The sequence below is a fragment of the Gordonia amicalis NBRC 100051 = JCM 11271 genome (genome assembly GCF_000332995.1).
Classification (GTDB): Bacteria; Actinomycetota; Actinomycetes; order Mycobacteriales; family Mycobacteriaceae; genus Gordonia; species Gordonia amicalis.
Genome location: NZ_BANS01000033.1, coordinates 18016 through 39819, shown reverse-complemented (window position 1 = coordinate 39819; position 21804 = coordinate 18016). Strand labels below are relative to the sequence as shown.

Here is a 21804-nt window from a genome sequence, read left to right as displayed (position 1 = left end):
CGGGCACATGGACTCCCGAATGACCAGGCGAAAGTCCGGCATGATCACGCGGTTGGGCATCATCGCCGTATCCATGATCGCTGCCGTCACGGGGTCGGTGATCGCAGGCAGTACGGCGGCCGAGGCCCGGCCGGGGTGTTCCGACGCCGAGGTGGTGTTCGCCCGCGGCACCGTCGAACCCGCCCCTCCACTGGGGGTGACCGGACTGTCCTTCGTCGAGGCCGTCCGGAGTCAGCTCCCCGGCAAGTCGGTCGCCGCCTACGGCGTCCCGTATCCGGCGAGCGACCAGTTCCGCAACCGCTTGAAGTTCGCCCGGACCGTCGCCGACGGTGTGCGCACCACGCAGAACCGCGTGAAGTACCTCGCAGCCAACTGCCCGGGCACCAAGGTCGTTCTGGGCGGCTACTCCCAGGGCGCCGTCGTCGCCGGATATGCGGTGCACGCCGGTCTCGACCTCCCCGCTCGGTACGCCGCCTACGACCGTTTTGTGCCGCCACCGCTGCCTGCGTCGCTCTCGCGCAATGTCGCGGCGATCGTCTTCTTCGGAGCTCCGTCGGACCGCTTCATCGACGACATCGGCGCACCCCCGGTCCGGGTCTCCACCCCGTACCGCGGCAAGACCGCCCGATACTGCGTCGAAGGTGACACCATCTGCGACGGCGCTCGCGTCGGTTACCCGAATGCCATCCACAGTCTCTATGCGGTGAACGGCATGACGCTCGACGCCGCACGCTTCGTGGCACGTCGTATGTGACGCGGAGCGGCACGAAGAATCGACGAAGCCCTCACCTGATCAGCCTGCCGGTGCCGGATCTTCCGGATCAGGGCGCGGTGGTGCCGGCGGCCCCCATGGTCCGCGACACGAGCTGCGAGATACGCACGTCCCGATCGTGATTGAGGTGCTCGAGCATGAGTAGCCGCGCTTTCTCGGCCGAGCCCTCGATGATCGCCTCGAGGATCTGCTCGTGCTCGCCGACCGAACTCTCGAAACTGTCGCGTCCGGTCGGGGTGAACCATGGTGCGCTGACCTTGATCTGGTCGCGCAGGTCACGCTCCATGTCGTAGATGGTCTGGTTGTGCGCGGCTCGCACCACGCAGTCGTGGAAGATGTTGAGCGCCTGCCGGATGTCGGCGGGCTCGGTGTGACTCGAGCTCAGCGCCATCGCCTCCTGGAGGCGGGCGATGTCGACGGGCGTGTGACGTTCGGCCGCGGCTGCCGCCGCACCGGACTCCAGGATGGCGCGCACCTCGAAGATCTCGAGCATCTCCTCGTCGCTACGGATTCGTAGGACGAATCCCCGTGAGGCCGCGACCAGCAGACCCTTGCGCTCCAGCAATCCCAACGCTTCTCGCACGGGAGTCCGCGAGACACCGAACTCCTCGCTGAGCGCCTGCGGGATCAGCGTGGCGTCGGCCTGGTAGTGCCCGTGCGTCAGCCGCTCGTGCAGCGCCTCGTAGACCGCGTCGCGAGCGCTCTTCATCGGTGGTCACCTTCCCTCGGGTCGTGCAGGGCGGGCAGGACGGACCCTGGATCATCTTTGCAGAGGGTATCCACCACGGCCGACCTCACCGGGGACGTCCGCCGGTCACGAGCGGGAGATCCGGTTGCATCCGCCACTCGCTCAGCGATCCGTCGTAGACGCGGGGGAGCGGGAGACCCGCCTCGACGAAGGCCAGGGCGGCACCCGCCGCGTTGATCCCACCGCCGCAGTAGACGATCACGTCCGACTCCGCGTCGATTCCCCGCGCCCGCAAAGCACTCCGGGTCCTCTCGGCCGAGAAGGTTCCGTCGTCGTCGAGCAGGTCAGGGAACGGCACATTCAGGCTTCCCGGGATGTGACCGGGCCGCTCACCGCCGGATTCCCCGGTGTAGTCGGGTTCTCGCAACGCGCAGACGAGAGTCGTCGACGACTGTTCGTCGCACGCCACCTCGTACACCTCGGTCAGGTCGGCGAACGCCGGTCGCGTCCCGCTGATGTCGTGTACCTCGACGCCGGCCGGCTCGCGGGAAGCCCCGTGCCGTTCGTCGCCGGTGGCGACCGGGAGACCCAGGCCCGTCCAGCGGGCGAAACCACCGTCGAGCACCCGGGCGCGGTCGAATCCGTACGACCGCAGGACGAGCCACACCCTGGCCGCGTATGCGCCGCTCAGCTGGTCGTAGACCACGATGTGGTCCGTCTGCGTGAAGCCGAGGCGTTCTGCGGTGGCGGCCATCTGATCGGCAGTGGGACGGGTGAAGGCCACCGGCGAGTCGGGATCCGAGAAGGCCGCGAAGAGGTCGGCGAAACACGCACCCGGGATGTGCGCCTCCCGGAAGACCTCGTCGCCCGGCGCGAAGACCGTCTGCCCGTCGTCGTCGACGAAACGCTTCACGCTCGCGTCGAGGATGATCGCCGAATCCAGATGCTCGGAAAGCTCTTCCGCCGAGACGAGTGAGCCGGCCCCGGTCACGCGCCCGCTCCGTGCGCAGTCACGGCGGTCGCCCCCTTCGCTCGGTGACGCCATTCGCCGCGTCCGGGCCGGGCCAGTCCCAGGTTCTCCCGGAGCGTGTTTCCCTCGTACTCGGTGCGGAACAGTCCGCGACGCTGCAGTTCCGGGACGACGTGCGTGGCGAAGTCCTCGAAGGCTGCCGGGACATGCGTCGCCTGGATCATGAAACCGTCGGCGGCGCCGGCGTCGATCCACTGTTCCATCGTGTCGGCGATGTCGGCGGCGGACCCGATCATGTTGCCCTCCGTGCGGGCGCCGTACCAGCGGCCGATCTCGCGGATGGACAGCCTCTCACGCTCGGCGAACTCGACGACCTCCCGGTAATGGCCTTCCACGCCAACCACTTCGAGAGAAGGGAGAGGACCGTCGAGGTCGTACTTCGTGAGGTCGACGTTGCAGTGGTAAGCCAGCCGCGACAGGCCCGCCTCGTGGTCGACGAGATCGAAGAACGCCTCGTGCTTCGCCATCGCGTCGCGGTAGTCGATCCCGACGACGGTGGTGGCCGCCGGCAGGATCTTGAGTTGCTCCGGATCCCGTCCGTGCGCGGCCGCCCGCTTCTTCATGTCCTGACAGAAGTCGACGGCGCTCTCGAGCGACTCGTGGCTGCAGAAGACCACATCGGCCCAACGAGAAGCGAAGTCGCGTCCCGTCGGCGACGCACCCGCCTGCACGATGACCGGATATCCCTGCGGCGGACGGGGAACACCGAGCGGCCCCTGCACCTGGAAGAACCTGCCCCGGTGGTCGATGGCCTCCACCTGGTCGGGATGACCGAACCGACCCGAGACCTTGTCGCGGATCAGTGCGTCGTCCGACCAGGAGTCCCACAGACGGGTGGTGACCTCGAGGAACTCCTCGGCTCGCGCGTAACGCTCCTCGCGGTCGGGAAGCTTGTCCTGGCCGAAGTTCTGCGCCTCCGCATCCTGGAAACTGGTGACGACATTCCAGCCGGCGCGCCCGCCGCTCAAGTGATCGAGGGTCCCCATGCTCCGGGCGAGGTTGTAGGGCTCCTGGTAGCCGGTCGACATCGTCGCTGCGACACCGAGCCGCGTGGTGACCGAACTCATCAGAGTGATGACCGTCATCGGGTCCAGACGTGTTGTGCCGGAACCGAATCTGACCGCCGGCTCGAACGAGCCGCCGAGGCTGCGGGGGACGGCGAGGGCGTCCGGCACGAACGCCATGTCGAAGCAGGCGGCCTCCAGAACCCGGGCGATGTGCAGGTAGTGCTCCGCGGTGAGGAAGTCGTCCCCGGCGTCGGGGTGCCGCCAGCCCACCGTCCCCTGCGGGCCGGCATTCATGAACGCGGCCAGATGAATCTTCTTGCTGGGCATCTCATTCGCTCCTTTGCGAGTGATCAGGTGGAACGGCGACGCGCAGTGACGCGCAGCGTGTCAGAGGTTGGAGAGCTCGTCGAGGAAGGCGACGGCGAACGATCCCGTTCCGGTGGCACGCTCACCGGCCCGCTCCCCCGCCGCGGCGAACGATGCGTGCGCGGCCACGGCGGCCGTGAACGGGTCGACGACCGCACAGAAGGCGGCGCTCAGGGCACCGAGACTGCATCCGGTACCGGTCACCTGCGGCATCCTGGCGTCACCGCCGGGGACGGCGGTTGCCCGACCCGAGGAGTCGCACAGGTAGTCGACCTCACCCGACACCGCGATCACCGCGTCGAGCCGCGGGGCCAGGTCCTTGACCGTTTCGATCACCTCCGACGAGTCGAGGGTCGAGTCGACGCCGCTGCCACCGGCACCGCCGGCCAGGGCGGCGATCTCGCTGGCGTTACCGCGGATGATCGACGGACGGTACTCGAGCAGCGATCCGAGTATCGCGTCGTACTCGGCTGCTCCCGCCCCGATCGCGACGGGGTCGAGAACCCACGGCGTGCCGGACTCGTGGGCGGTTGCGGCAGCTTCCACCAGCGCTTTCGGGGTCACCGACGACATCAGGGCGGCGCCGTTGATCCACACCGCGCCCGCTCCGGCGGGGAACGAGGCCGTCCACCCGGGAGCGGATCCGATCGCCGGACCGGCACCCAGGGCGAGGAGCACGTTGGCACTCAGGTTGGCGGCGACATAGTTGGTGAGGCCGTAGACGAAGGGGGCCCCTCGCGCAGGCTCGCGACGGCGGCCTTCACCTCGACCGATTCGATGGTCGTCGTTTCCATCCCCACGGGACTCCTTCGGGTTCGCAGCAGAACTGCCGGACAACTGCATTTAGTTGTATACAGATGGATGCCGACCTGCCAGCGTGGGCGGTTTTAGAATCATGCCGGTTGAAAAGACACCTCACAGCGTTCGGCCGATCCGTGAATACAACGCCACCCTCATGGGTATCCGGTCACGGCCACCCGCACTCTCCTCAGTTCTGGAGAACACCACCACGAGGAAGCGATGAGCTCCGACGACCTACCCGCGAGGACGTCCCACCCCGACCCGACCACGGTGCTGGCCGTTTCCGGCGTCCTCGACTCCACCACATACCTGAGCGTTCGCAACGCCCTCGTCGACGCGGCAACCGAAGCCACGGGATGCCTCGTCGTCGATGTCCGCGATCTGGAGGTGCCTGCGCCGTCGGCCTGGACGGTGCTCTCCAGTGCGGCGTGGCTCGTCCGCGGATGGCCGGGCGTGCGCATGGCGGTGGTCGCCGATCCGATCCGCATGTCCGAACTGCGCCGGGGAGGCGTCACCCGGTCGGTCCCCGCCTACTCGTCGATGGACACCGCCCTCGAGCGCATGACAGAGGACCTCGGTACCCGCGTCACGCACCGAACCCGTGCCACGATCCCGCGTGACGCCGGCTCGCCGATAGCCGCTGCGCGGGTCGCCGTCGCCGACGCCGTCGAGAAATGGGACCCCGACTTCGTTTCCCTGGCACTCGTGCTGGCCACCATCCTGGTGCGGAACGTCCTGGCGCACACATCTTCCGACCCCGACATCTCGATCGAGGTCCACCACTCCGACCGGTTGATCGTGGCCGTGAGCGATGACAGTCCGGACCTGCCGGTGAGAGTCGAGGACGCGGACGGGGGCACGCCGATCGCTTCCGGACTGAGCGTGCTCACGTCTCTGAGCCGCCACTGGAGCTACACACCTCGAGGAAGCGGCAAGACCGTGTGGGCCGTGATCGGTCCGGAGGAAGTCGCCCGGTTCACCGGACCGGGCCGTCCGGACTGAGGCAGCCGGGGCGACTCAGCGTTGGAGCAGCGCCACGATCGCGCCGGCGAGGCCACGGCGCGCCAGTACCTGGTCCTGGAAGCTACCGAGCTGCTTCTCCGACACCAGACCGCGCATTGCACCCGGCAGGAATGCCGCGACCTCGCGAACCCGGTCGGGATCGACGTCGAGATCGGCGAAGGCCCGCTGACAGGAGTCGGTCCACGACGGCCCCCACGAGGCGAACTCGGCGGCGGTCTTGGGGAACAGCCGCCGCAGTTCGTCAGGATCCCGCGGAAGGGCGGCCCGCAGCGTCTCGATGGCACGCGACTCGGGGGCAGTCAGCCCCTCGTACATGAGGTCGATGATCGCCTCCACCCGTTCCGCCAGTGGCGCTTCGGGTTTCACACTGACCGGGAGGTCGCCGCGTTGTTCGGCAGTCCGATGCAGCACGGCCGCCCAGAGACCGTCGATGTCGTTGAACTGGTACTTGATCGCACCCCACGTGGCCCCGATGTCCTTGGCTATCCGGTTGCCGGACACCGACGACGGGTCGCCGGAGGCCAGCGAGCTGATCGCGGCGTCGAGCATCGCGTCGCGGGTCGCCTGCCCACGACGATTCGCACGCCGCGCACCGCGCACCGGCGTACCGGTCGGGGTGCGGGCGTCGACGGGTGCCATGATCGCCGATGGTAGCCGCTCGGGCGTTCAGCCCTGACGTTCGGCGGCGACGAGTTCACGGACGGCCGGCGCCACCTCGTTCGCGAACCTGGCCAGATCGTCAGGATCATCGGTGGCCAGGATGTATGTGCTCATCCCGAGGGTGACCGTGAGATCGGTGAGCTGCTCGGCCCACTGCGCAGGGGTGCCGGCGAGTGGTCCGTCGCCGGAACCGAAAGTACCCGCGATGTTGTAGATCCGGGTGATCCCCCCGGGGTCACGACCGGCCGCACGGGCCGCATCGTCGATGACCATCGATTTCTCGGCGATCTGATCCGGCGGGACGAACTGCAGGCTGGGCACCCAGGCGTCGGCGACTTCTCCGGTCAGTCTCAACATCCGGGGACCCAACGCGCCGAGCCAGATCGGGATGTCGTGAGCCGGAGCGGGTCCGGCGTGCAGACCGCGGACGGGATAGAACTCACCGTCGAGATCGACTGTGCCACCGGACCAGAAGGCCCGCATCACGGTGATCGCCTCGGCCAGCGCGTCGACCGCCTCGCCCGGCGACCGGCGGGGCCCGCCCGCGGCGACCACACCGTCCCAGAATGCCCCGGCACCCAGACCGAGTTCGACGCGGCCCCCGGTCAGGATGTCGAGGCTCGCCGCCGCCTTGGCCAGCATCACCGGCGGACGCAGTGGCAGGTTGGCGACGTTGGGCGACAACCTGATCGACGTCGTGCGCGCGCCGATGACGGACAACAGCGTCCAGGTGTCGAGGAAGCGTCGCTGGTAGGGATGGTCCTGCACGCTGACGAGGTCGAGACCCGCGTCCTCGGCGGTGCCGACGAGCCGCAGCAGGTCGTCGGCCCGGTCGGCACGCGGACTCGGAAAGAACCCGAAGCGCAACGGTTGTCCGTAGTCGGTCATGACGTCTCCGTATCGGCGAACCGGGGAGTGACTCCGGGATGACTCAGCTCGCGGCGCCCTCCACTTCTGGAGAAGTCGAGACCGAGTACATGACCCGGTGGATCTCGGCGGTGAAGTCCTCGGCGGCCTCGATGTTGGAGGCATGGCCGGTGTCGAACACGACGAGCTGGTCGAGATATCCGCGGATCGAGAGCGTGTGCGCGATGCGCTGTGTCATCGCATGGGGAAGCAGCAGGTCGTGGCGGCCGCCGATGACCGTGGTGGGTACCGTGATCGCCTCGGCCCCCACCGGACCGAGGGCCAGTTCGACGAGCGCGACCGCAGCCTTCGCCCGTGCCGCGGGGCTGCAGGAGCGGGTCATCGCGAGCACGAACGCGGCATGATCGATGGTCGCCGCACGACCGTTGAGTATGCGGGTCCGGACAAGACTCCGCGCGACCCGGCCTCCGGGAAACGGGAACGGTATGGCCAGAGCGGCCTGGCCGAGCCAGAGCGGAGCCTTGAGCGGGTTGTTGAGCAGTGGCAGAACGCGGGTCTCGGCGGCTATCCCGCCCCACGTCGTGTTTGCGAGAACCAATGCGGCAGCACGCTCTTCGACCCTGTCTTGATGACGGTGAGCCCAGGCCTGCACGGTGATGCCACCCATGCTGTGGCCGACGAAGACAGCTTTCGACGAGTCCGGCACGGCCTGCTCGACCACCGTCTGCAGGTCGTCGGCCAGGACATCGGCGTCGAATTTGCGCTTGCCCCAGGTGCTCTCACCGTGGCCGCGCTGGTCGTAGGCGATGACGTGGTAGCGCTCGGCGAGGGCGTTGATCTGCGGGTTCCAGTATTCGATGCAGCACGACCACCCGTGGATCAGCACCAGCACCGGCGCATCCGCCGAACCGTAGTGGTGGACCCGGAGCCGGGCACCGTCGTCGGTGAGGGCCCACGAGGTGCGCTCGGGCTCGCGCGAGTTGAACAGCGCGTTCTCGTACTGGCGGCTGCGCAGCCGGCGGCGAGCCTCGGCCGGTCGGACCAAACCGGTCAACACCGCTCCGGCCGCGGCCAATCGTGCAACGCCCAACGCGCCACCTGCGTTCATCTCGGCCTCCCGGCGTCACTGCTGTAACCCGCGTCACAGCACCAGCTGATGATACAACCGGTGCCGAATGTTCCAACACTTCGTTCGAAGAATTGTTGGACACACGAGTAACCAAACCGGACGGCACTCAAACCACCACGCAAACACAGTGTCTGAGATTTTTCACAGAACCCTCTTGCATTCTGGGCCCGCCGGTCCTACCGTGACTCCATGGCGAGAACGCCGCTGTCGATGACGCCCACCGGGTGGTTTCAGGTCGCACGGTCGACGGAGATCGCCGTCGGCGCCGTGCGCACGATGAAGTACTTCGGACGTGAGATGGTCGCGTGGCGATCGCGGTCGGGACAGATCTCCGTCTTCGACGCCTACTGCGAGCACCTCGGCGCCCACCTCGGTCACGGCGGCCACGTGGAGGGCGAGAACCTGGTGTGCCCCTTCCACGGGTGGGAGTGGAACCACGAGGGCCGCAATGTCTGCATCCCGTACGAGAACCACCCGAACAGAGGCCGGCGCATCCGAAGCTACCCGGTCGTCGAACGCAATGAGGCGGTGTGGATCTGGCACGACGTCGACGGGCGGCCACCGTACTTCGACGTTCCCGACATCTTCACCGACTTCGACAGTGACAACGGCGGGGAGACCACCGCCGCCGACTACTATCCGCCGGTTCCCGCGGCGACGCTGTTCCGGCCGGGGCTCGAGATCCACCCGCAGTACATCATGGAAAACGGCGTCGACTTCGCCCATTTCAAGTTCGTCCACAAGACGCCGTTCATGCCGGACTTCACCCGGCACGACTTCTCCGGCCCGGTGTCCTTCGTCGACTTCACCATCGCATTCGAGGAAGGTGCAACCCTCGAAAGCGCCACCAGCGGTGTCGAATCCGTCAATGCCGGGCTCGGATGCTCGGTGACCAAGAGCTGGGGCATGGTCGACAACCGCACGATGCCCGCGGTGACCCCGGTCGACGAGCACACCTCGGACGTGCGGTTCACCGTCTGGATAGGACGCAAGCCCGGCGAGGAGACCGGCGAGATCACCAGATACGGACAGACGTTGGCCGACCTGGTGATCGAACAGTTCGCCGCCGACATCGACATCTGGGCTCATCAGCGCTATTCCGATCCACCTGCCCTCTCGCGCAAGGAGTTCGACGGTTTCACCGCCCTGCGACAGTGGGCACGGCAGTTCTACCCCGACGGCGGCGCCACCGCCGACGAGTTCGTCCGCGTGCGCCGATCCGAACTCGACGCCCTCCGCGCCGCCGCCCCGAAAGGATCTCACCGATGACCACACCCGAGCGAGTCCGGGTCTTCCAGGTCGCCACCGGCAATCTGGGCACCGAGATGATCGATCGCATTCGCCATCATCCCGACCTGGAACTGGTTGGCCTGCACTGCTATACACCGGACAAGATCGGCCGGGACGCCGGTGAGATCGTCGGCATCGGGCCGGTCGGGGTGATCGCGACCGGGACGGTCGAGGAGATCATCGCGGCACGGCCCGACGTGCTCACGTTCCACGGCGTGTTCCCCGACGAGGATCTGTACGTTCAGGTCCTCGAGGCCGGGATCAACATCGTGACCACCGCCGACTGGATCACCGGCTTCCACCGGGACACCAACCATCCGCACCACTCCGGGCGCAAGGTCAGCGAGGTCATCGCCGAGGCCTGCGCGAAGGGCGGCGCGACCTTCTACGGGACCGGGATGAACCCCGGCCTGGCCCAGATCCTCGGCATCGTGCACACCGCCGACGTCGCCGAGATCGAGAACGTCACGGTCACCGAGTCGGTGGACGTCTCCTGCCATCACTCGGTCGACACGTGGAAGGCGGTCGGCTACGGCCTGCCCGTCGACGACCCGAGCATCCCGGACTCGTTGTACAAGTACACCGCCGTCTTCGCCGACTCGGTGTATCTCATGGCCGACGCCTTCGATCTCGAACTCGACGAGGTCACGTTCTCCTACGAACTGGGCGCCTGCACCAAGGACGTCGACCTCGGCTGGTATCAGCTCCCGGCCGGGTCACTGGGCGGCAGCTGCATCAAGTACCAGGGCATGGTCGACGGTGTGCCCCGCGTCGAGTCCCACCTGGAATGGCAGATGACGCCGCACACCGACCCGTCGTGGAACATCCAGGCCTGCTACATCACCCAGGTCACCGGCGACCCCAACATCTACTCCAAACACATGATCTTCCCGCGCAAGGGTTTCGACCTGTCCAAGCCGGAGAACTTTGCGTCGATCGGCATGACCGTCACCGGCCTGCCCGCACTCAACTCGATCCGGTCGGTGGTCGCGGCCCCGCCCGGGATCGTGACCAGTGCCGACCTTCCGCTTCGGAGCTTCGCCGGCCGCTTCAAGTTGTGAGTCGGTGCGGGGTCGGTGTCGACCTCGGCGAACCCACCCTCGAGAATCCCTCCCTCGAGACTTCTTCGGGAATCCCCTTCAGCCGAGGTCGATACTGATGCCGGTGAGCTCCGCGCCGATGTCCCACAACTGCTCCGCGACCGCGCGGTCCTTCGCTTTCGGCGACGGTTCGACCAGTACCGGCGGACCGGCGAGACCGAAACTTCCGGTGGGGCCGTAATACTGGCCTCCCGAGACCTTCGGGTCGGTCGCTGCGCGCAGGATGGGCAATGCTCCCTCGGGCGGGTCCATGATGAACCGATCGGTGAGCCACCGCAGCGACGGTGCGTGATAGGCCCACTGCAGGAACTTGTTCTGCTCGCGCATCACGCCGGTCCTCGTGCCACCGGGATGGGCGGCGAGTGAGATCGCTTGGACCCCTGCTGTTCTCAGCCGACGGTCGAGTTCGAGTGCGAACAGCATCTGGGCGAGCTTGGCGCGTGAGTACGCACCGGCGCTGGTGAACGTGCGATCCATCGGCAGGTCGGAGAAGTCGATGTTGCCGGCGCGGTGCGCGTGACTGCCGACGGTGACGATCCGCGCGGCGTCGGTCGCGAGGAGCCGGTCCATCAGCAACCCGGTGAGCGCGTAATGACCGAGGAAGTTGGTACCGAAGTCCATCTCGAAACCGTCGGGGGTCAGGTCGCGCTGCGCGCGCATGACGCCGGCGTTGTTCACCAGTACGTCGATGCGGGGGTGGCGTCGCCCGATCTCCTCGGCGGCCGCGCGGACGGAGTCGAGACTGGCGAGGTCGAGGTCGACGATCTCCAACTCGGCACCCGGGACCTCTGCGACGATGTCATCGCGCGCGACGGCCGAGGTCTCGGGGTTGCGGCAGGCCAGCACGACGGTGGCGCCGAGGGTGGCGAGCCCGCGCGCGGCTTCCCGGCCGATCCCTCCGTTGGCGCCGGTGACCACGGCCACCCGCCCGGTCTGTGGCGGCGCGTCGGTCAAGGTCCAACCCGTCTTCACGTGCTCCCCCTCTGCGTTCCGGCACAACAGACGCTGTTGTTCGTATCACATCTCATGTGACATATCCGGGCCGGGTGTCACACGCGACCGCACCCCGACTGCGTCCGGGAACGCGATCGGGGTGCGGATCGACTGGTGGTCAGCGCAACGGAATCGGGACGTCAGACCGTCACGGCCGCCGGTGCGGCGCTGCTGAACCGTCCGGCCGGCGCGAAGCGGGCGAGGACCTGATCATGCGGCTCTGCCACCGCAGTGATGAAGCCCTCGACATCCTCGCGGGTCCGCAGACCGAGCAGCGGATTGGGGTCGGAGAGCAGGCCGAACAGCGCCTGAGCGATGGCCGGACTGACTGCGGCTGCCGGAAACGACAACTCCGCGTGCGTCGCGTAATCGGGATCGCCCAGGAAGAGGCGGGTGACCTCGACGGCGGCGTGGCCGCGACGCTCCCAGTGCTTCTCGAACTCTTCCGCCAGCCAGTCCGCGGTGAACTCACCGTCGTGCGCACGGGCGGCCTTCACCAGCTCGGCAACCTGGATGACCGTGTTCTGCGCCCCCTGGCCGGCGACCGGGTCGACGGCGATGGCGGTGTCGCCGATGGCCGCGACCGGATGTCCGCTCGTGGTGGTTGCCACGGCCTGACGCACGGTCGGGGTGACCGCACCCTTCAGCCACGACACCGGATCGGACTCGATGACGTCGAGCTGCTCGATGACGGGAGCGTCCTCGGGGAAGAACTCCTGGAAGATCCCGGCAATCGTCCGGCGGGCGGTCACCGCGTCGTGGACGTCGTCGATGCGCGGGGCCCATGCACCCGACGGCTTGGCGAACACGATGAACGACCAGGTCGCGCCGACATCCTTGTGCAGGAACGGAGGCCCGCCACGATGATCGCGGCGGATCGTCGTGTCGTCATGTGTTTCTCCCCTGATCGGTTGCATGCGCTGACTGCGTCGATGACTGGGAGACAGGGTGCCGGGGGGATCGTCGCGGCTGAAGGTTTAGACGCAGCACGAACGAATGTGTGGTCGGCGCTGCTCGGCCACCGGAGGGAGGGGCGGGGCTACTTGCGATTCACCCGATGTCTCTCGTAGATCACCTGATCGCCGAACACCCGCGTCTCGACGAGATCGAGGTCGACCCTCGCGGTGACCGGCGGGAAGAACGCCGTACCGCCGCCGACCACGACCGGGTAGCGGAAGACGCGGAGTTCGTCGACGAGGCCCTGCTCGAAGGCCTGCGACGCCAGGTCGGCACCGCCGATCTCGACATCACCGTCGGTCGAGCCGACGACCTCGGCGATCTCGTCCGCCAATGGACGTCGGGCAAGTCTGGCGTTGCCCTCGACGCTGTCGAGCGTGCGGCTGAACACCACCTTGGGAAGTGCCGTCCACAGGTCGGCGAAGGCGATGCTCGCCTCGTCGTGGCGCATCGCCGGGTCGGTTTCCCAGACCCGCATCGTCTCGTACAACCGGCGTCCGAGGATCTCCGCCCCGAGTTCGCGTATCCGGTCGGTGTGGAATTCGAAGAGTTCGTCGTTCGGCACCGACCAGTTGAAGTCGCCGTCACGGTCGGCGACGAAACCGTCGAGCGAGAGGCCCATCGAGAAGAACAGCATGCAACTCCTCACACTGCGGTTTGCGGGGGTCCTCCGAGCGTACGGCCGTATTCCGAGGTCGTCGCGGCAAATCGCCAACCTGCGAACCACCTGTGCGTCCGCCGACACCCGCCGCAGGGGCGGCGTGGCCGGGCCGCCGGCAAGTACCATCGCCCTCTGTGCGCACGCCCGTTCCCGAAGTGACCCCGGTCGTCGCGACGCCCAACGAGGACGCCGCGACCGGTAACACCTCGGGCTATCGGCTCGACCTCGACGGCCTGCGCGGCATCGCGATCGCGCTGGTCGCGGTCTTCCACGTCTGGTTCGGCCGGGTCTCCGGCGGCGTCGACGTCTTCCTGACGCTGTCCGGCTATTTCTTCGTCGCGTCGCTACTCAAGCACGTCCTCGCGACCCAGCCGGTCTCGGCGTCCTGGGGCGCCGCGATCAATCCGTGGCCGCGCTTCTGGCGCCTCGTCCGCCGGTTGCTGCCCGCACTGCTCCTGGTCCTGGCGTTCGTCGCGGCGATGATCGCGCTGGTCATGCCCACCACGCGGTGGGGGCCGCTGGGTGCCGAACTGCAGGCCAGCGCCCTGTACAACCAGAACTGGCATCTCGCCTTCGAGTCACAGGACTATGCGGCCGCCGACTCCGCGAACAGCCCGATGCAGCACCTCTGGTCGATGTCGATGCAGGGTCAGTTCTTCCTGCTCACGCTGCTGTGCGCGCTCGCTCTCGGTGGTGTGTTGCGCGCGCTGTCTGGCCGGATCGCCTTCTTCCGCCGGCCTCAGGTCGTGCGCGGCGTCGTCGGGTCGGCGCTGCTGGGCGTCGCGCTGGTGTCCTTCGCGTGGGCCAACTACCGCCACGGCATCAACCAGCCGTTCACCTACTACGACACCGTCGCCCGCCTCTGGGAGCCGCTCGCCGGCGGTCTGCTCGCGGTGTGGATGCCGAAGCTCGCGCTGTCCGCCCGGATGCGGAACCTGCTGAGCATCGTCGCGCTCGGTCTGATCATCACCTGCGGCTGGTGGATCGCCGGAGTCCAGGAGTACCCCGCGGCGTGGGCGCTCGTGCCCGTGGGCGCGACGCTCATCCTGATCTGGGCCGGCTCTCCGGCCACCGCCCGCCCGGCCGCGGGACAGGCCCCGGTGAGTCGCGGGCTCGCGCATCCTCAGCTGGTCTGGCTCGGTTCCATCGCCTATGCGCTCTACCTGTGGCACTGGCCGCTGCTGATCTTCTACATGGCCTGGCGCTACCAGGATGAGGTGTCCTGGCTCGAGGGCACCGGAATCCTGGGCGTCTCCGTGCTGATCGCCTGGCTGACCACCAAGTACGTCGAGGCACCGCTGCGTTCCGGGTCGTTCCGGCGCACGAAGACCGACAAGGCCACGACCGTCGGCAAGCCTGCGACCGTCGAGAAGACGACGCCCGGAAAGCCGACCAAGCCGGGATTCCAGAACTCGCGCGGCTACCGCCGAACTCTCCTCGCGGTTCTGTTGGTCATCAGCGTTGCCGCCGGCAGCGCCGCGGTGACCTGGCAGCGCGACGCCGCGAACGCAACCCTCGACACCGAGAACCTCGACCCTCGCCTCTACCCCGGCGGTCGCGCCTTCCTCGACGGTGCGCCGGTCCCGAAGGTGACCGCCCAGCCGAGTCCGGACGTGGTCGACATGGACTGGCCGATCACCTCCTACGACTCCATCATCAGCGGCTGGAAGGACCCGACGATCAAGGTCGGGTACTACGGCGACGTGACCGCCACCCGCACCATCGCCCTGGTGGGCGGTTCACACGCCGAGCAGTGGATCACCGCGCTCAACGAGATCGGCAAACGGCACAACTTCCGCGTCACGACGTACCTCAAGGTGGGCTGTGCGCTCACCACCGAGCACGTCTTCACCTGGTTCGGCCAGAAGTACTACCAGTGCAACGACTGGTCCCGACGGGTGATGGACCGCCTCGCCGTGGACAAGCCGGACTACGTGTTCACCACCTCGACTCGTCCGCCCGAGGGATCCGCCAGGGGCGACAGCGTGCCCAAGGACTACAAGGAGATCTTCGCCCAGTTCCGCGATCGCGGTCAGAAGGTCATCGGCATCCGCGACAACCCGTGGTCGACCGGCCAGCTCAAGCCGCCGGAGTGCCTCGCCAGCGGTCGCAAGCCCGAGGTCTGCGGCGTCTCGCGCGCACAGGCCATGGCGCCGACCGACCCGGCCGCCACTCTGGCCGACGAGTTCCCGAACATGACGTTCCTGGACTACACCGACGCGATGTGCGACGACACCTACTGCCCGGCGGTCGTCGGGAACATCTTGATGTGGCACGACTTCCACCATCTGTCCGCGACCTTCGTGCGCAGCCTCATCCCGGCGATGGAAGCGGATCTGCAGAAGACGACCGGGTGGTGGTGAAGCGGCCTCACGCGGACCGCGGGTCAGGTGCTCAGGCGCTGGGACGGAAGTGCACCGGACGCCGCTGCCGGTAGGTGATCCGATCTCCCGGGGCGCCTGCCCATTCCGGTTCGGCGCGGACGGTGAGGTCAGCCGCCGCGCCGTGCTCATCACCATCGGCAACCGGCAACACCGACAGCCCGACCTCGATGTGATCACCGCACGGCGTGACCGCGAGCACTCTCCCGTGACCGCGGTCGGCGCCGTCGGAACCTTCCGTGCTGTCTCCGTTGCCGGTGCCGGTCACGATCTCCAGATCCCCCGGCCGCAGCAGCACCGTGCCCGGCCCACACGCCGGTTGACGCAACCGCAGCACGCCGGCACCACACTGCACGTGGTCGCCGCGAGCCTCGCCGGGGAGTTCCGACACCTCGCCGAACATACGCGCGACCTCGACGTCGACCGGTTCGAGGTAGATCCCTTCCGGGGGACCCACCTGCCGTACCCGCCCGGCCATCAGCACGACGATGCGGTCGGCCATCGACATCGCCTCTTCACGGTCGTGTGTGACGAGTAGGCCACTGGCGCCCTCGGCCAGAATGGTGTCGCGGACATGACGGCGCAGGCGCGTGCGCAGCTGCGCATCGAGGGCGGAGAACGGCTCGTCGAGACCGATCACCGCCGGGCGGGGGGCGAGCGCCCGTGCCAATGCCACCCGCTGCCGCTGGCCGCCGGAGAGCTCGCTGGGACGGCGCGCACGCAACTCGCTGAGCCCGACGACGTCGAGCAACTCGGTGATCCGCGGTGCACGGCCAGGGGTCCGGCGCCACCACGGCCCCAGCCCGAACCCGATGTTCCCCGCCACGCTCAGGTTCCCGAAGAGTGCACCCTCCTGCGGCACAAGGCCGAAGCTGCGCTTCTCGGTGGGCACATCGACACGACGTGTCCCGTCCGTTCGGACCGCGGCGACCTCGGTTCCGCCGATCTCGATGCGCCCCGACCGAATGGGCTCCAGACCGGCGATCGTCCGCAGCAACGTCGTCTTGCCGCATCCCGACGGCCCGATCACCGCGGTGATCGAACCTGCCGGCACCTCGAGCGACACGCCGTCGAGGACCGTCGTGTCGCCGAAGACGACCGAGATGTCCTCCACTCGCACTGCGTCATTCACTGACGTGTCACTCACCGACCACCGGCCTTTCCGAACAGCGCGGACAGTGCCGCGGTGGGTATCGAGGCGACGACGATGAGAACCAGACCCAGGACTGCCGCACGCCCGTAGTTCATGTCGTTGTTGAGACTCCACATGTCGGTCGCGAGGGTCCTGGTGCCGATCGGCGCCAGCATCAAGGTGGCGGGCAGTTCCTTGGCCACCGAGAGGAATGCCAGCGCCGCGCCGGCCAGGACGGCCGGCGCGAGCAGTGGCAGCTGGACGCGGACTGCGGTGGCCACCGGTCCCGCTCGGAGGGTCCGCGACACCTCCGCCATCTGCGGCGGGATCGCATCGACGCCGGAGCGGACCGGCCCCAGGCACACAGGTAGGAAGAGGACCGCGTAGGTCACGATGAGCATCGCCGCGGTCAGGTAGTAATCGGGCAGGAGCCGGGTGCCCAGGAACACCATGGACAGGGCGACCGTCACGCCGGGCAGCGTGTATCCGAGGTAAGACACCACCTCGACGGCGTCACCGGTCCGTGTGCGCGGCCGGGATACGAAGAACGCCAACGGCAGGGCCAGGAGCACGATCACCATCGCGGCCTGGACCGACAACTCCATCGTGGTGCCCGCATACGGCCCGACCCAGGCGAGCAGGTCGCCGAGATCGTCGAAGCCGAGTCGCTGGGATTCGCTGATCTCCGTGCACAACCCGACGACGGGCACACAGACGCCCACCATGACGACGGACGTGACGACACCCCAGGCCACCGGTCGGTCCTGGACCTGTCGCGCTCGCAGCGGCGTGGACCCGGAGTCGACGTCGCGGCGCATGCGGCGTTCGGCCACTGCGAGCACCACGGCGATCAAGGCGAGCACGAGACCGTACAAGGCGGCGACCGATCGGTCCAGGGTTCCGTTGTAGGCGTTGTAGATCCCCACCGTGAACGGCTCGAAGCGCACGATGGCAGGACCGCCGAAATCACTGATCGCGTAGAGCGCGACCAGCAGCCCGCCGGCAATCACGACGGGACGGATGCGTGGGAGCGTGACACGCAGGAACGCTCCGGCCGGTCCGCACCCGAGGGTGCGAGCGGCGTCCTCGTCCGCCCGTCCGGTCCCGGAGATCACCGCCATGACGGGCAGCATGACGAGGGGATAGCAGGCCAGGGTCAACACCAGCGCCGCGGCCCACAACCCTTCGAATCCGGGGAACAGTCGGACCCACACGAACCCCGAGACGTAGGACGGGATCGCGAGTGGTGCAGCCAGGAGCGCGATGACCACCGCTCGTCCGCGGCGGATGCCGTGGGCCACGCACCACGCCAACCCCACACCCACCACGATCGACGCACACGTCACGATGACCGCGAGTTGCGCCGTGCGCCAGAGCAGTTGCCCCGTGCGGGGCCGGAACAGAAGCGCGACCGCCTCATCGATGCCGATCCCCACAACCCGGATCACGAGGTAAACCGCAGGGGTGATCAGCAGCAACGCGATCACGACACTGACCGACCCCAACAGAATTCGTCCCGACCGCGTTCTCTGGCCGGGACGAATTCGGATGCGGGTCAACAGATCAGACAGCGCCGACCTCGTTCAGCAGTTTGTCGGTCCCCGCGACGTCGGCGAGCTCGTCGAGCGTGATCTGCGGCGGCGACAGCTGGTCCAGGGTCGGCAGCCCCGGGACCGGAAGCGGCTCGTTGCCGATCACCGGATATTCGCCGACCTCGGTCGCGAAGTACGTCTGGGTTTCGGGCGTCAGCAGCTGCCGGATGAACTCGAAAGCCTGCTCCTTGTCGGATGCCGTCTTCAGCACACCGATAGCCGCGACATTCACCAGCGCGCCGGGGTCGCCGTCGGAGAAGAAGTGGAGTCGACCGGGCACGTTCTCGATCCCCTTCTCCTGCACTTCCTGAACCCAGTAGTAGTGATTGGTGAGGCCCGCGGCGAGCTGACCGCTGTTCACAGCCTCGACGATCGGGCCGTTGCCGTCGAAGGACTTGGGGTCGTTCGCCAGAAATGCGGAGAGCCAGTCCCGCGCACCCGCGTCACCGCGGGTCAGTCGCAGAGCCGTCACGAAGGACTTGAAGGAAGCATTGGTCGGCGCATAGCCAACCTTTCCGCGCATCTCCGGTGCGAGCAGGCCGTCGATGCCGGCAGGCAGCTGGGCCGCGGGCAGCTGGCGCGGGTCGTAGATCAGCACACGCGAACGTGCGGAGGTGGACACCCAGGTACCCGTCTCGGACCGATAGGCCTCCGGGATGTTCGCGGCGATGTCGGCGGGCAGCGGCTCGAGCAGACCGGCGTCGGCAAGAGCACCCAGCTCACCGGCATCCTGCGCGAAGAACAGGTCGGCCGGCGACCGGTCGCCTTCCTCGAGAATCTGGGCGGCCTTCTTGTCGTACCCGGCTGTCACCGGGATCGTGCCCCCGATGCGCTCGACGAGCGGACCGACCAGCGACTCCGAACGACCCGAGTACAGGACCAGGGTCTCGTCGTCTCCCGATGTGTCGCCACCTCCACAGGCGGCGAGCAGTCCGGCCGCAACGATCGCCGCTGCGCCGATCGCGATCACTCGTCGGGCCCATCTCTTGGCTTCCACCTGTTCCACCCTTCTGTGGAGGTCATGCGGTCGACCCTGTCGCCCGCCAGCATGCGCAGCCTAACCTACGAAGCGTCGTCGACCCCAGCCGCGGTGGTTCAACTCAGCCGATCGCCGTCAGCAGCGCACGCGGACCCGCGAACACCGTCTCGCGAATGTGATTGCGCACCAATGTCCATGACGGACAATCACATTCAGCGACAACACCACGGGCGTCCACCCCTTCGCCGCGACACAGCGCGATGGCACGCCTCAGGTGGAAGTCCTGGGTCACGATGATCAGGCGCCGCACACCGAACACCTCCCGCGCGCGGCGGCAGCTCGCCGCGGTGTCGAACCCCGACGGGTCGTCGAGGATCACCTGCGCCGGTACACCCGCGGCTTCGAGGTACTCCCGCATCACCGCGGGTTCATCACCCGCCTCGGGAGAACCGTTGCCGGAATTGATGATTCGTATGGCACGACCGTCGCGATGCAGCTCCGACGCCGTGTCCAGCCGGCCGCGCACGTAGTCCCCTGGAGAACCGTCCTCGACGAGGGAACCGAGCACCAGGAGCGTGGAACCGGACGGCACCTGACCGGCGTCGAGAATCCGATCCGCAGACACGACGTACATCCACGTCGCCGAGACGGTGATCCACAGCTCGACGACCACCAGCAACACCGGCATGACGAGACGAGCTGCTGACCTCACCCGTACAACCTAGGTGCACGAACACATCTCACCCAAGATGACCATTCGACGCCCCTCCGGTGGTGACGGACCGATACTGGATACATCTGCCGCGCTCAGCCCGATGCGTAAACCGACAACCGTGGAAGAGAGTGTGAATGCAGTACATGCCGGTGACCTCGTCGATATTCCTGCTGGCCGAGACGCGCGAGCAGCCCATGCACGTGGGCGGGTTGCAGTTGTTCGTGCCGCGGGAGGGTCAGTCGTCGGCCGACCTCGCCGAGGAGGTCATCGCAGCCTTCTCCTCCTGTCGCGAGGTCCATCCGCTGTTCCGCAAGCGGCCGGCGTCCCCGGTCACGATCCTCGGCAACCTCGCCTGGACCTACGACGACGAGATCGACTTCGACTACCACGTCCGCCGTGCGGTGCTGCCGCGCCCGGGCCGCATCCGCGAGTTGCTGCGCTACGTGTCGCTGAACCACGGCACCCTGCTCGACCGGTTCCGGCCGATGTGGGAGATCCACGTCATCGAGGGCCTCGAGGACGGCCGCATCGCGCTCTACAGCAAGATCCACCATTCCATCGTCGACGGGGTGTCAGCGCTTCGCCTACTGCAGCGCATGCTCTCGCCGGACCCCGATGACCGATCCGGATCGGCACCCTGGGACCCCGCCCTCGCCGGGAAGAAGCGTCCGCGACCGGCACCGACGCTGCGGTCGCGGATCTCCGGAATCGCCGACGTCGGACTGCAGGTGGCCGGGCTCGTACCCGCGGCCGCGAAGGTGGCCATCGCCGGCCTACGGGAGCCGGACTTCGTGCCGCCGGTGCCTCGCGCCCCGCGAACCATCCTCGACGTGGCGATCGGCAGCGCCCGCCGCTTCGCCGCCCAGCAGTGGGAGATGGAGCGCCTACGTGCGGTCGCCGACGCCCTGGACATCACGCTCAACGACGTCATCGCCGCGATGTGCTCGGGTGCGCTGCGCTCGTACCTGATCGATCAGGATGCCCTGCCCGATTCCTCCCTGATCGCCGCCGTGCCCGTGTCGATGCACACCGACGGGGACAGCGACGGCAACGCCGTCACCGCGATCATGGTCGACCTGGCCACCGATCAACCCGATCCCGAACGCCGGCTCGACGCACTCGTCGCGTCGGCTCGCCAGGCCAAGAACGTCGTCCGTAGTCTGAAGCCACTGCAGGCACTCGCTCTCGGCGCGGCCAATTTCGCGCCGCTCGCCTTCGCGACCGTTCCCGGCTTCGTCCAATACGTTCCGCCGCAGTTCAACATCATCATCAGCAACGTGCCCGGGCCGTCGGAGCAGCTCTACTGGAACGGCGCCCGGCTCGACGGCGTCTACCCGGTCTCGATCGCGATGGAGGGCCTGGCGTTGAACATCACCGTGACCAGTTCGGCCGACCACGTCAACTTCGGCCTGATCGGCGCTCGTGCGCAGGTCCCGAGCCTGCAGCGGCTGCTCACCCACCTCGACACAGCCCTCGAGGAGCTGGAGAAGGTGGCCCGGGTCGGCTGACGCGGAGTGACCGCGGGGGCCAAATGGGATCCTCGACACCCTGACTCGACAGTAAGTTACTCGCGAGTACCATTCGATGTGAGATAGACCAGCGAAATTAGGTCAACCTTGGCAGCGCGCCGACGGCGCGACGAATTACGGTTACCTGTAGTA

19 protein-coding genes and 1 pseudogene are annotated in these 21804 nt (G+C 67.6%); 6 read left to right on the top strand and 14 right to left on the bottom strand.

Annotated elements, in window-relative coordinates:
* Positions 1 to 19 precede the first annotated feature (19 nt).
* Positions 20 to 754 carry a cutinase family protein gene (locus tag GOAMI_RS16185; RefSeq protein WP_051349545.1) on the top strand — a complete coding sequence of 245 codons (735 nt, stop codon included), beginning with the start codon at positions 20 to 22 and terminating at the stop codon, positions 752 to 754.
* 67 nt (positions 755 to 821) lie between these two features.
* Here the strand turns inward: GOAMI_RS16185 and GOAMI_RS16180 are convergent, their stop codons facing one another.
* The 4 genes from GOAMI_RS16180 to thiM all read right to left on the bottom strand — a co-directional run bounded on the left by GOAMI_RS16180 (position 822) and on the right by thiM (position 4706).
* A complete protein-coding gene (locus GOAMI_RS16180) occupies positions 822 to 1481 on the bottom strand; it encodes a GntR family transcriptional regulator (RefSeq protein ID WP_006437632.1) in 660 nt (219 codons plus the stop codon).
* An 85-nt stretch (positions 1482 to 1566) separates the two neighbouring features.
* Complete coding sequence (locus tag GOAMI_RS16175) at positions 1567 to 2451, bottom strand: sulfurtransferase (RefSeq protein ID WP_006437631.1); 885 nt, start codon at positions 2449 to 2451, stop codon at positions 1567 to 1569.
* Positions 2448 to 3824, bottom strand: a complete 1377-nt coding sequence (locus GOAMI_RS16170) for an LLM class flavin-dependent oxidoreductase (RefSeq protein ID WP_006437630.1) — start codon at positions 3822 to 3824, stop codon at positions 2448 to 2450. Before GOAMI_RS16170 ends, GOAMI_RS16175 begins: the two co-directional genes overlap by 4 nt.
* 60 nt (positions 3825 to 3884) lie before the next feature.
* Positions 3885 to 4706 carry a hydroxyethylthiazole kinase gene (gene thiM / locus GOAMI_RS16165; RefSeq protein WP_006437629.1) on the bottom strand — a complete coding sequence of 274 codons (822 nt, stop codon included), beginning with the start codon at positions 4704 to 4706 and terminating at the stop codon, positions 3885 to 3887.
* 177 nt (positions 4707 to 4883) lie between these two features.
* Here thiM and GOAMI_RS16160 point away from each other — a divergent pair, with 177 nt between their 5' ends.
* The gene (locus tag GOAMI_RS16160; RefSeq protein WP_006437628.1) at positions 4884 to 5666 is read left to right on the top strand and encodes a hypothetical protein; all 783 of its coding nucleotides are present in this window, start codon (positions 4884 to 4886) and stop codon (positions 5664 to 5666) included.
* A 15-nt stretch (positions 5667 to 5681) separates the two neighbouring features.
* On the opposite strand, the gene GOAMI_RS16155 is transcribed toward GOAMI_RS16160, so the two are convergent.
* Genes GOAMI_RS16155 through GOAMI_RS16145 form a run of 3 tightly spaced genes read right to left on the bottom strand, consistent with a single transcriptional unit; the run spans position 5682 to position 8322 of the window.
* A complete protein-coding gene (locus GOAMI_RS16155) occupies positions 5682 to 6326 on the bottom strand; it encodes a TetR/AcrR family transcriptional regulator (RefSeq protein WP_006437627.1) in 645 nt (214 codons plus the stop codon).
* Positions 6327 to 6353: 27 nt separating this feature from the next.
* A complete protein-coding gene (locus GOAMI_RS16150; RefSeq protein WP_006437626.1) occupies positions 6354 to 7235 on the bottom strand; it encodes an LLM class flavin-dependent oxidoreductase in 882 nt (293 codons plus the stop codon).
* Between the two features lie 43 nt (positions 7236 to 7278).
* Positions 7279 to 8322, bottom strand: a complete 1044-nt coding sequence (locus tag GOAMI_RS16145; RefSeq protein ID WP_006437625.1) for an alpha/beta fold hydrolase — start codon at positions 8320 to 8322, stop codon at positions 7279 to 7281.
* A gap of 210 nt (positions 8323 to 8532) precedes the next feature.
* Between GOAMI_RS16145 and GOAMI_RS16140 the strand changes: the two genes are divergently transcribed.
* Together GOAMI_RS16140 and GOAMI_RS16135 are read left to right on the top strand one after the other, a co-directional pair.
* Positions 8533 to 9612, top strand: coding sequence for an aromatic ring-hydroxylating dioxygenase subunit alpha (locus GOAMI_RS16140; protein ID WP_006437624.1), 1080 nt, complete (start codon positions 8533 to 8535; stop codon positions 9610 to 9612).
* A complete protein-coding gene (locus tag GOAMI_RS16135) occupies positions 9609 to 10694 on the top strand; it encodes an NAD(P)H-dependent amine dehydrogenase family protein (protein WP_006437623.1) in 1086 nt (361 codons plus the stop codon). The genes GOAMI_RS16140 and GOAMI_RS16135 overlap by 4 nt, the downstream gene beginning before the upstream one ends.
* A 78-nt stretch (positions 10695 to 10772) precedes the next feature.
* Here the strand turns inward: GOAMI_RS16135 and GOAMI_RS16130 are convergent, their stop codons facing one another.
* The 3 genes and pseudogenes from GOAMI_RS16130 to GOAMI_RS16120 all read right to left on the bottom strand — a co-directional run bounded on the left by GOAMI_RS16130 (position 10773) and on the right by GOAMI_RS16120 (position 13320).
* Positions 10773 to 11705: an oxidoreductase gene (locus GOAMI_RS16130; RefSeq protein ID WP_040004910.1), complete on the bottom strand. Its 933-nt coding sequence runs from the start codon at positions 11703 to 11705 to the stop codon at positions 10773 to 10775.
* A gap of 161 nt (positions 11706 to 11866) precedes the next feature.
* Positions 11867 to 12577: pseudogene (locus tag GOAMI_RS16125) on the bottom strand (monooxygenase); the annotation flags it as partial.
* A gap of 188 nt (positions 12578 to 12765) precedes the next feature.
* On the bottom strand, positions 12766 to 13320 hold the full coding sequence (locus GOAMI_RS16120; RefSeq protein WP_006437620.1) for a dihydrofolate reductase family protein: 555 nt from the start codon (positions 13318 to 13320) through the stop codon (positions 12766 to 12768).
* Between the two features lie 158 nt (positions 13321 to 13478).
* Between GOAMI_RS16120 and GOAMI_RS16115 the strand changes: the two genes are divergently transcribed.
* Complete coding sequence (locus tag GOAMI_RS16115; RefSeq protein WP_006437619.1) at positions 13479 to 15707, top strand: acyltransferase family protein; 2229 nt, start codon at positions 13479 to 13481, stop codon at positions 15705 to 15707.
* Between the two features lie 31 nt (positions 15708 to 15738).
* Here the strand turns inward: GOAMI_RS16115 and GOAMI_RS16110 are convergent, their stop codons facing one another.
* The 4 genes from GOAMI_RS16110 to GOAMI_RS16095 form a co-directional block, all read right to left on the bottom strand.
* Positions 15739 to 16857, bottom strand: coding sequence for an ABC transporter ATP-binding protein (locus GOAMI_RS16110; RefSeq protein WP_024497363.1), 1119 nt, complete (start codon positions 16855 to 16857; stop codon positions 15739 to 15741).
* An 11-nt stretch (positions 16858 to 16868) separates the two neighbouring features.
* Complete coding sequence (locus tag GOAMI_RS16105) at positions 16869 to 18362, bottom strand: ABC transporter permease (protein ID WP_006437617.1); 1494 nt, start codon at positions 18360 to 18362, stop codon at positions 16869 to 16871.
* Positions 18363 to 18420: 58 nt separating this feature from the next.
* Positions 18421 to 19446 carry an extracellular solute-binding protein gene (locus tag GOAMI_RS16100; protein WP_006437616.1) on the bottom strand — a complete coding sequence of 342 codons (1026 nt, stop codon included), beginning with the start codon at positions 19444 to 19446 and terminating at the stop codon, positions 18421 to 18423.
* 103 nt (positions 19447 to 19549) lie between these two features.
* A complete protein-coding gene (locus tag GOAMI_RS16095; protein WP_006437614.1) occupies positions 19550 to 20116 on the bottom strand; it encodes a SanA/YdcF family protein in 567 nt (188 codons plus the stop codon).
* 161 nt (positions 20117 to 20277) lie between these two features.
* Between GOAMI_RS16095 and GOAMI_RS16090 the strand changes: the two genes are divergently transcribed.
* Positions 20278 to 21651 (top strand): WS/DGAT/MGAT family O-acyltransferase, encoded by a 1374-nt coding sequence (locus GOAMI_RS16090; protein ID WP_006437612.1) that lies wholly within the window; start codon positions 20278 to 20280, stop codon positions 21649 to 21651.
* The last annotated feature ends 153 nt before the right edge of the window (positions 21652 to 21804 follow it).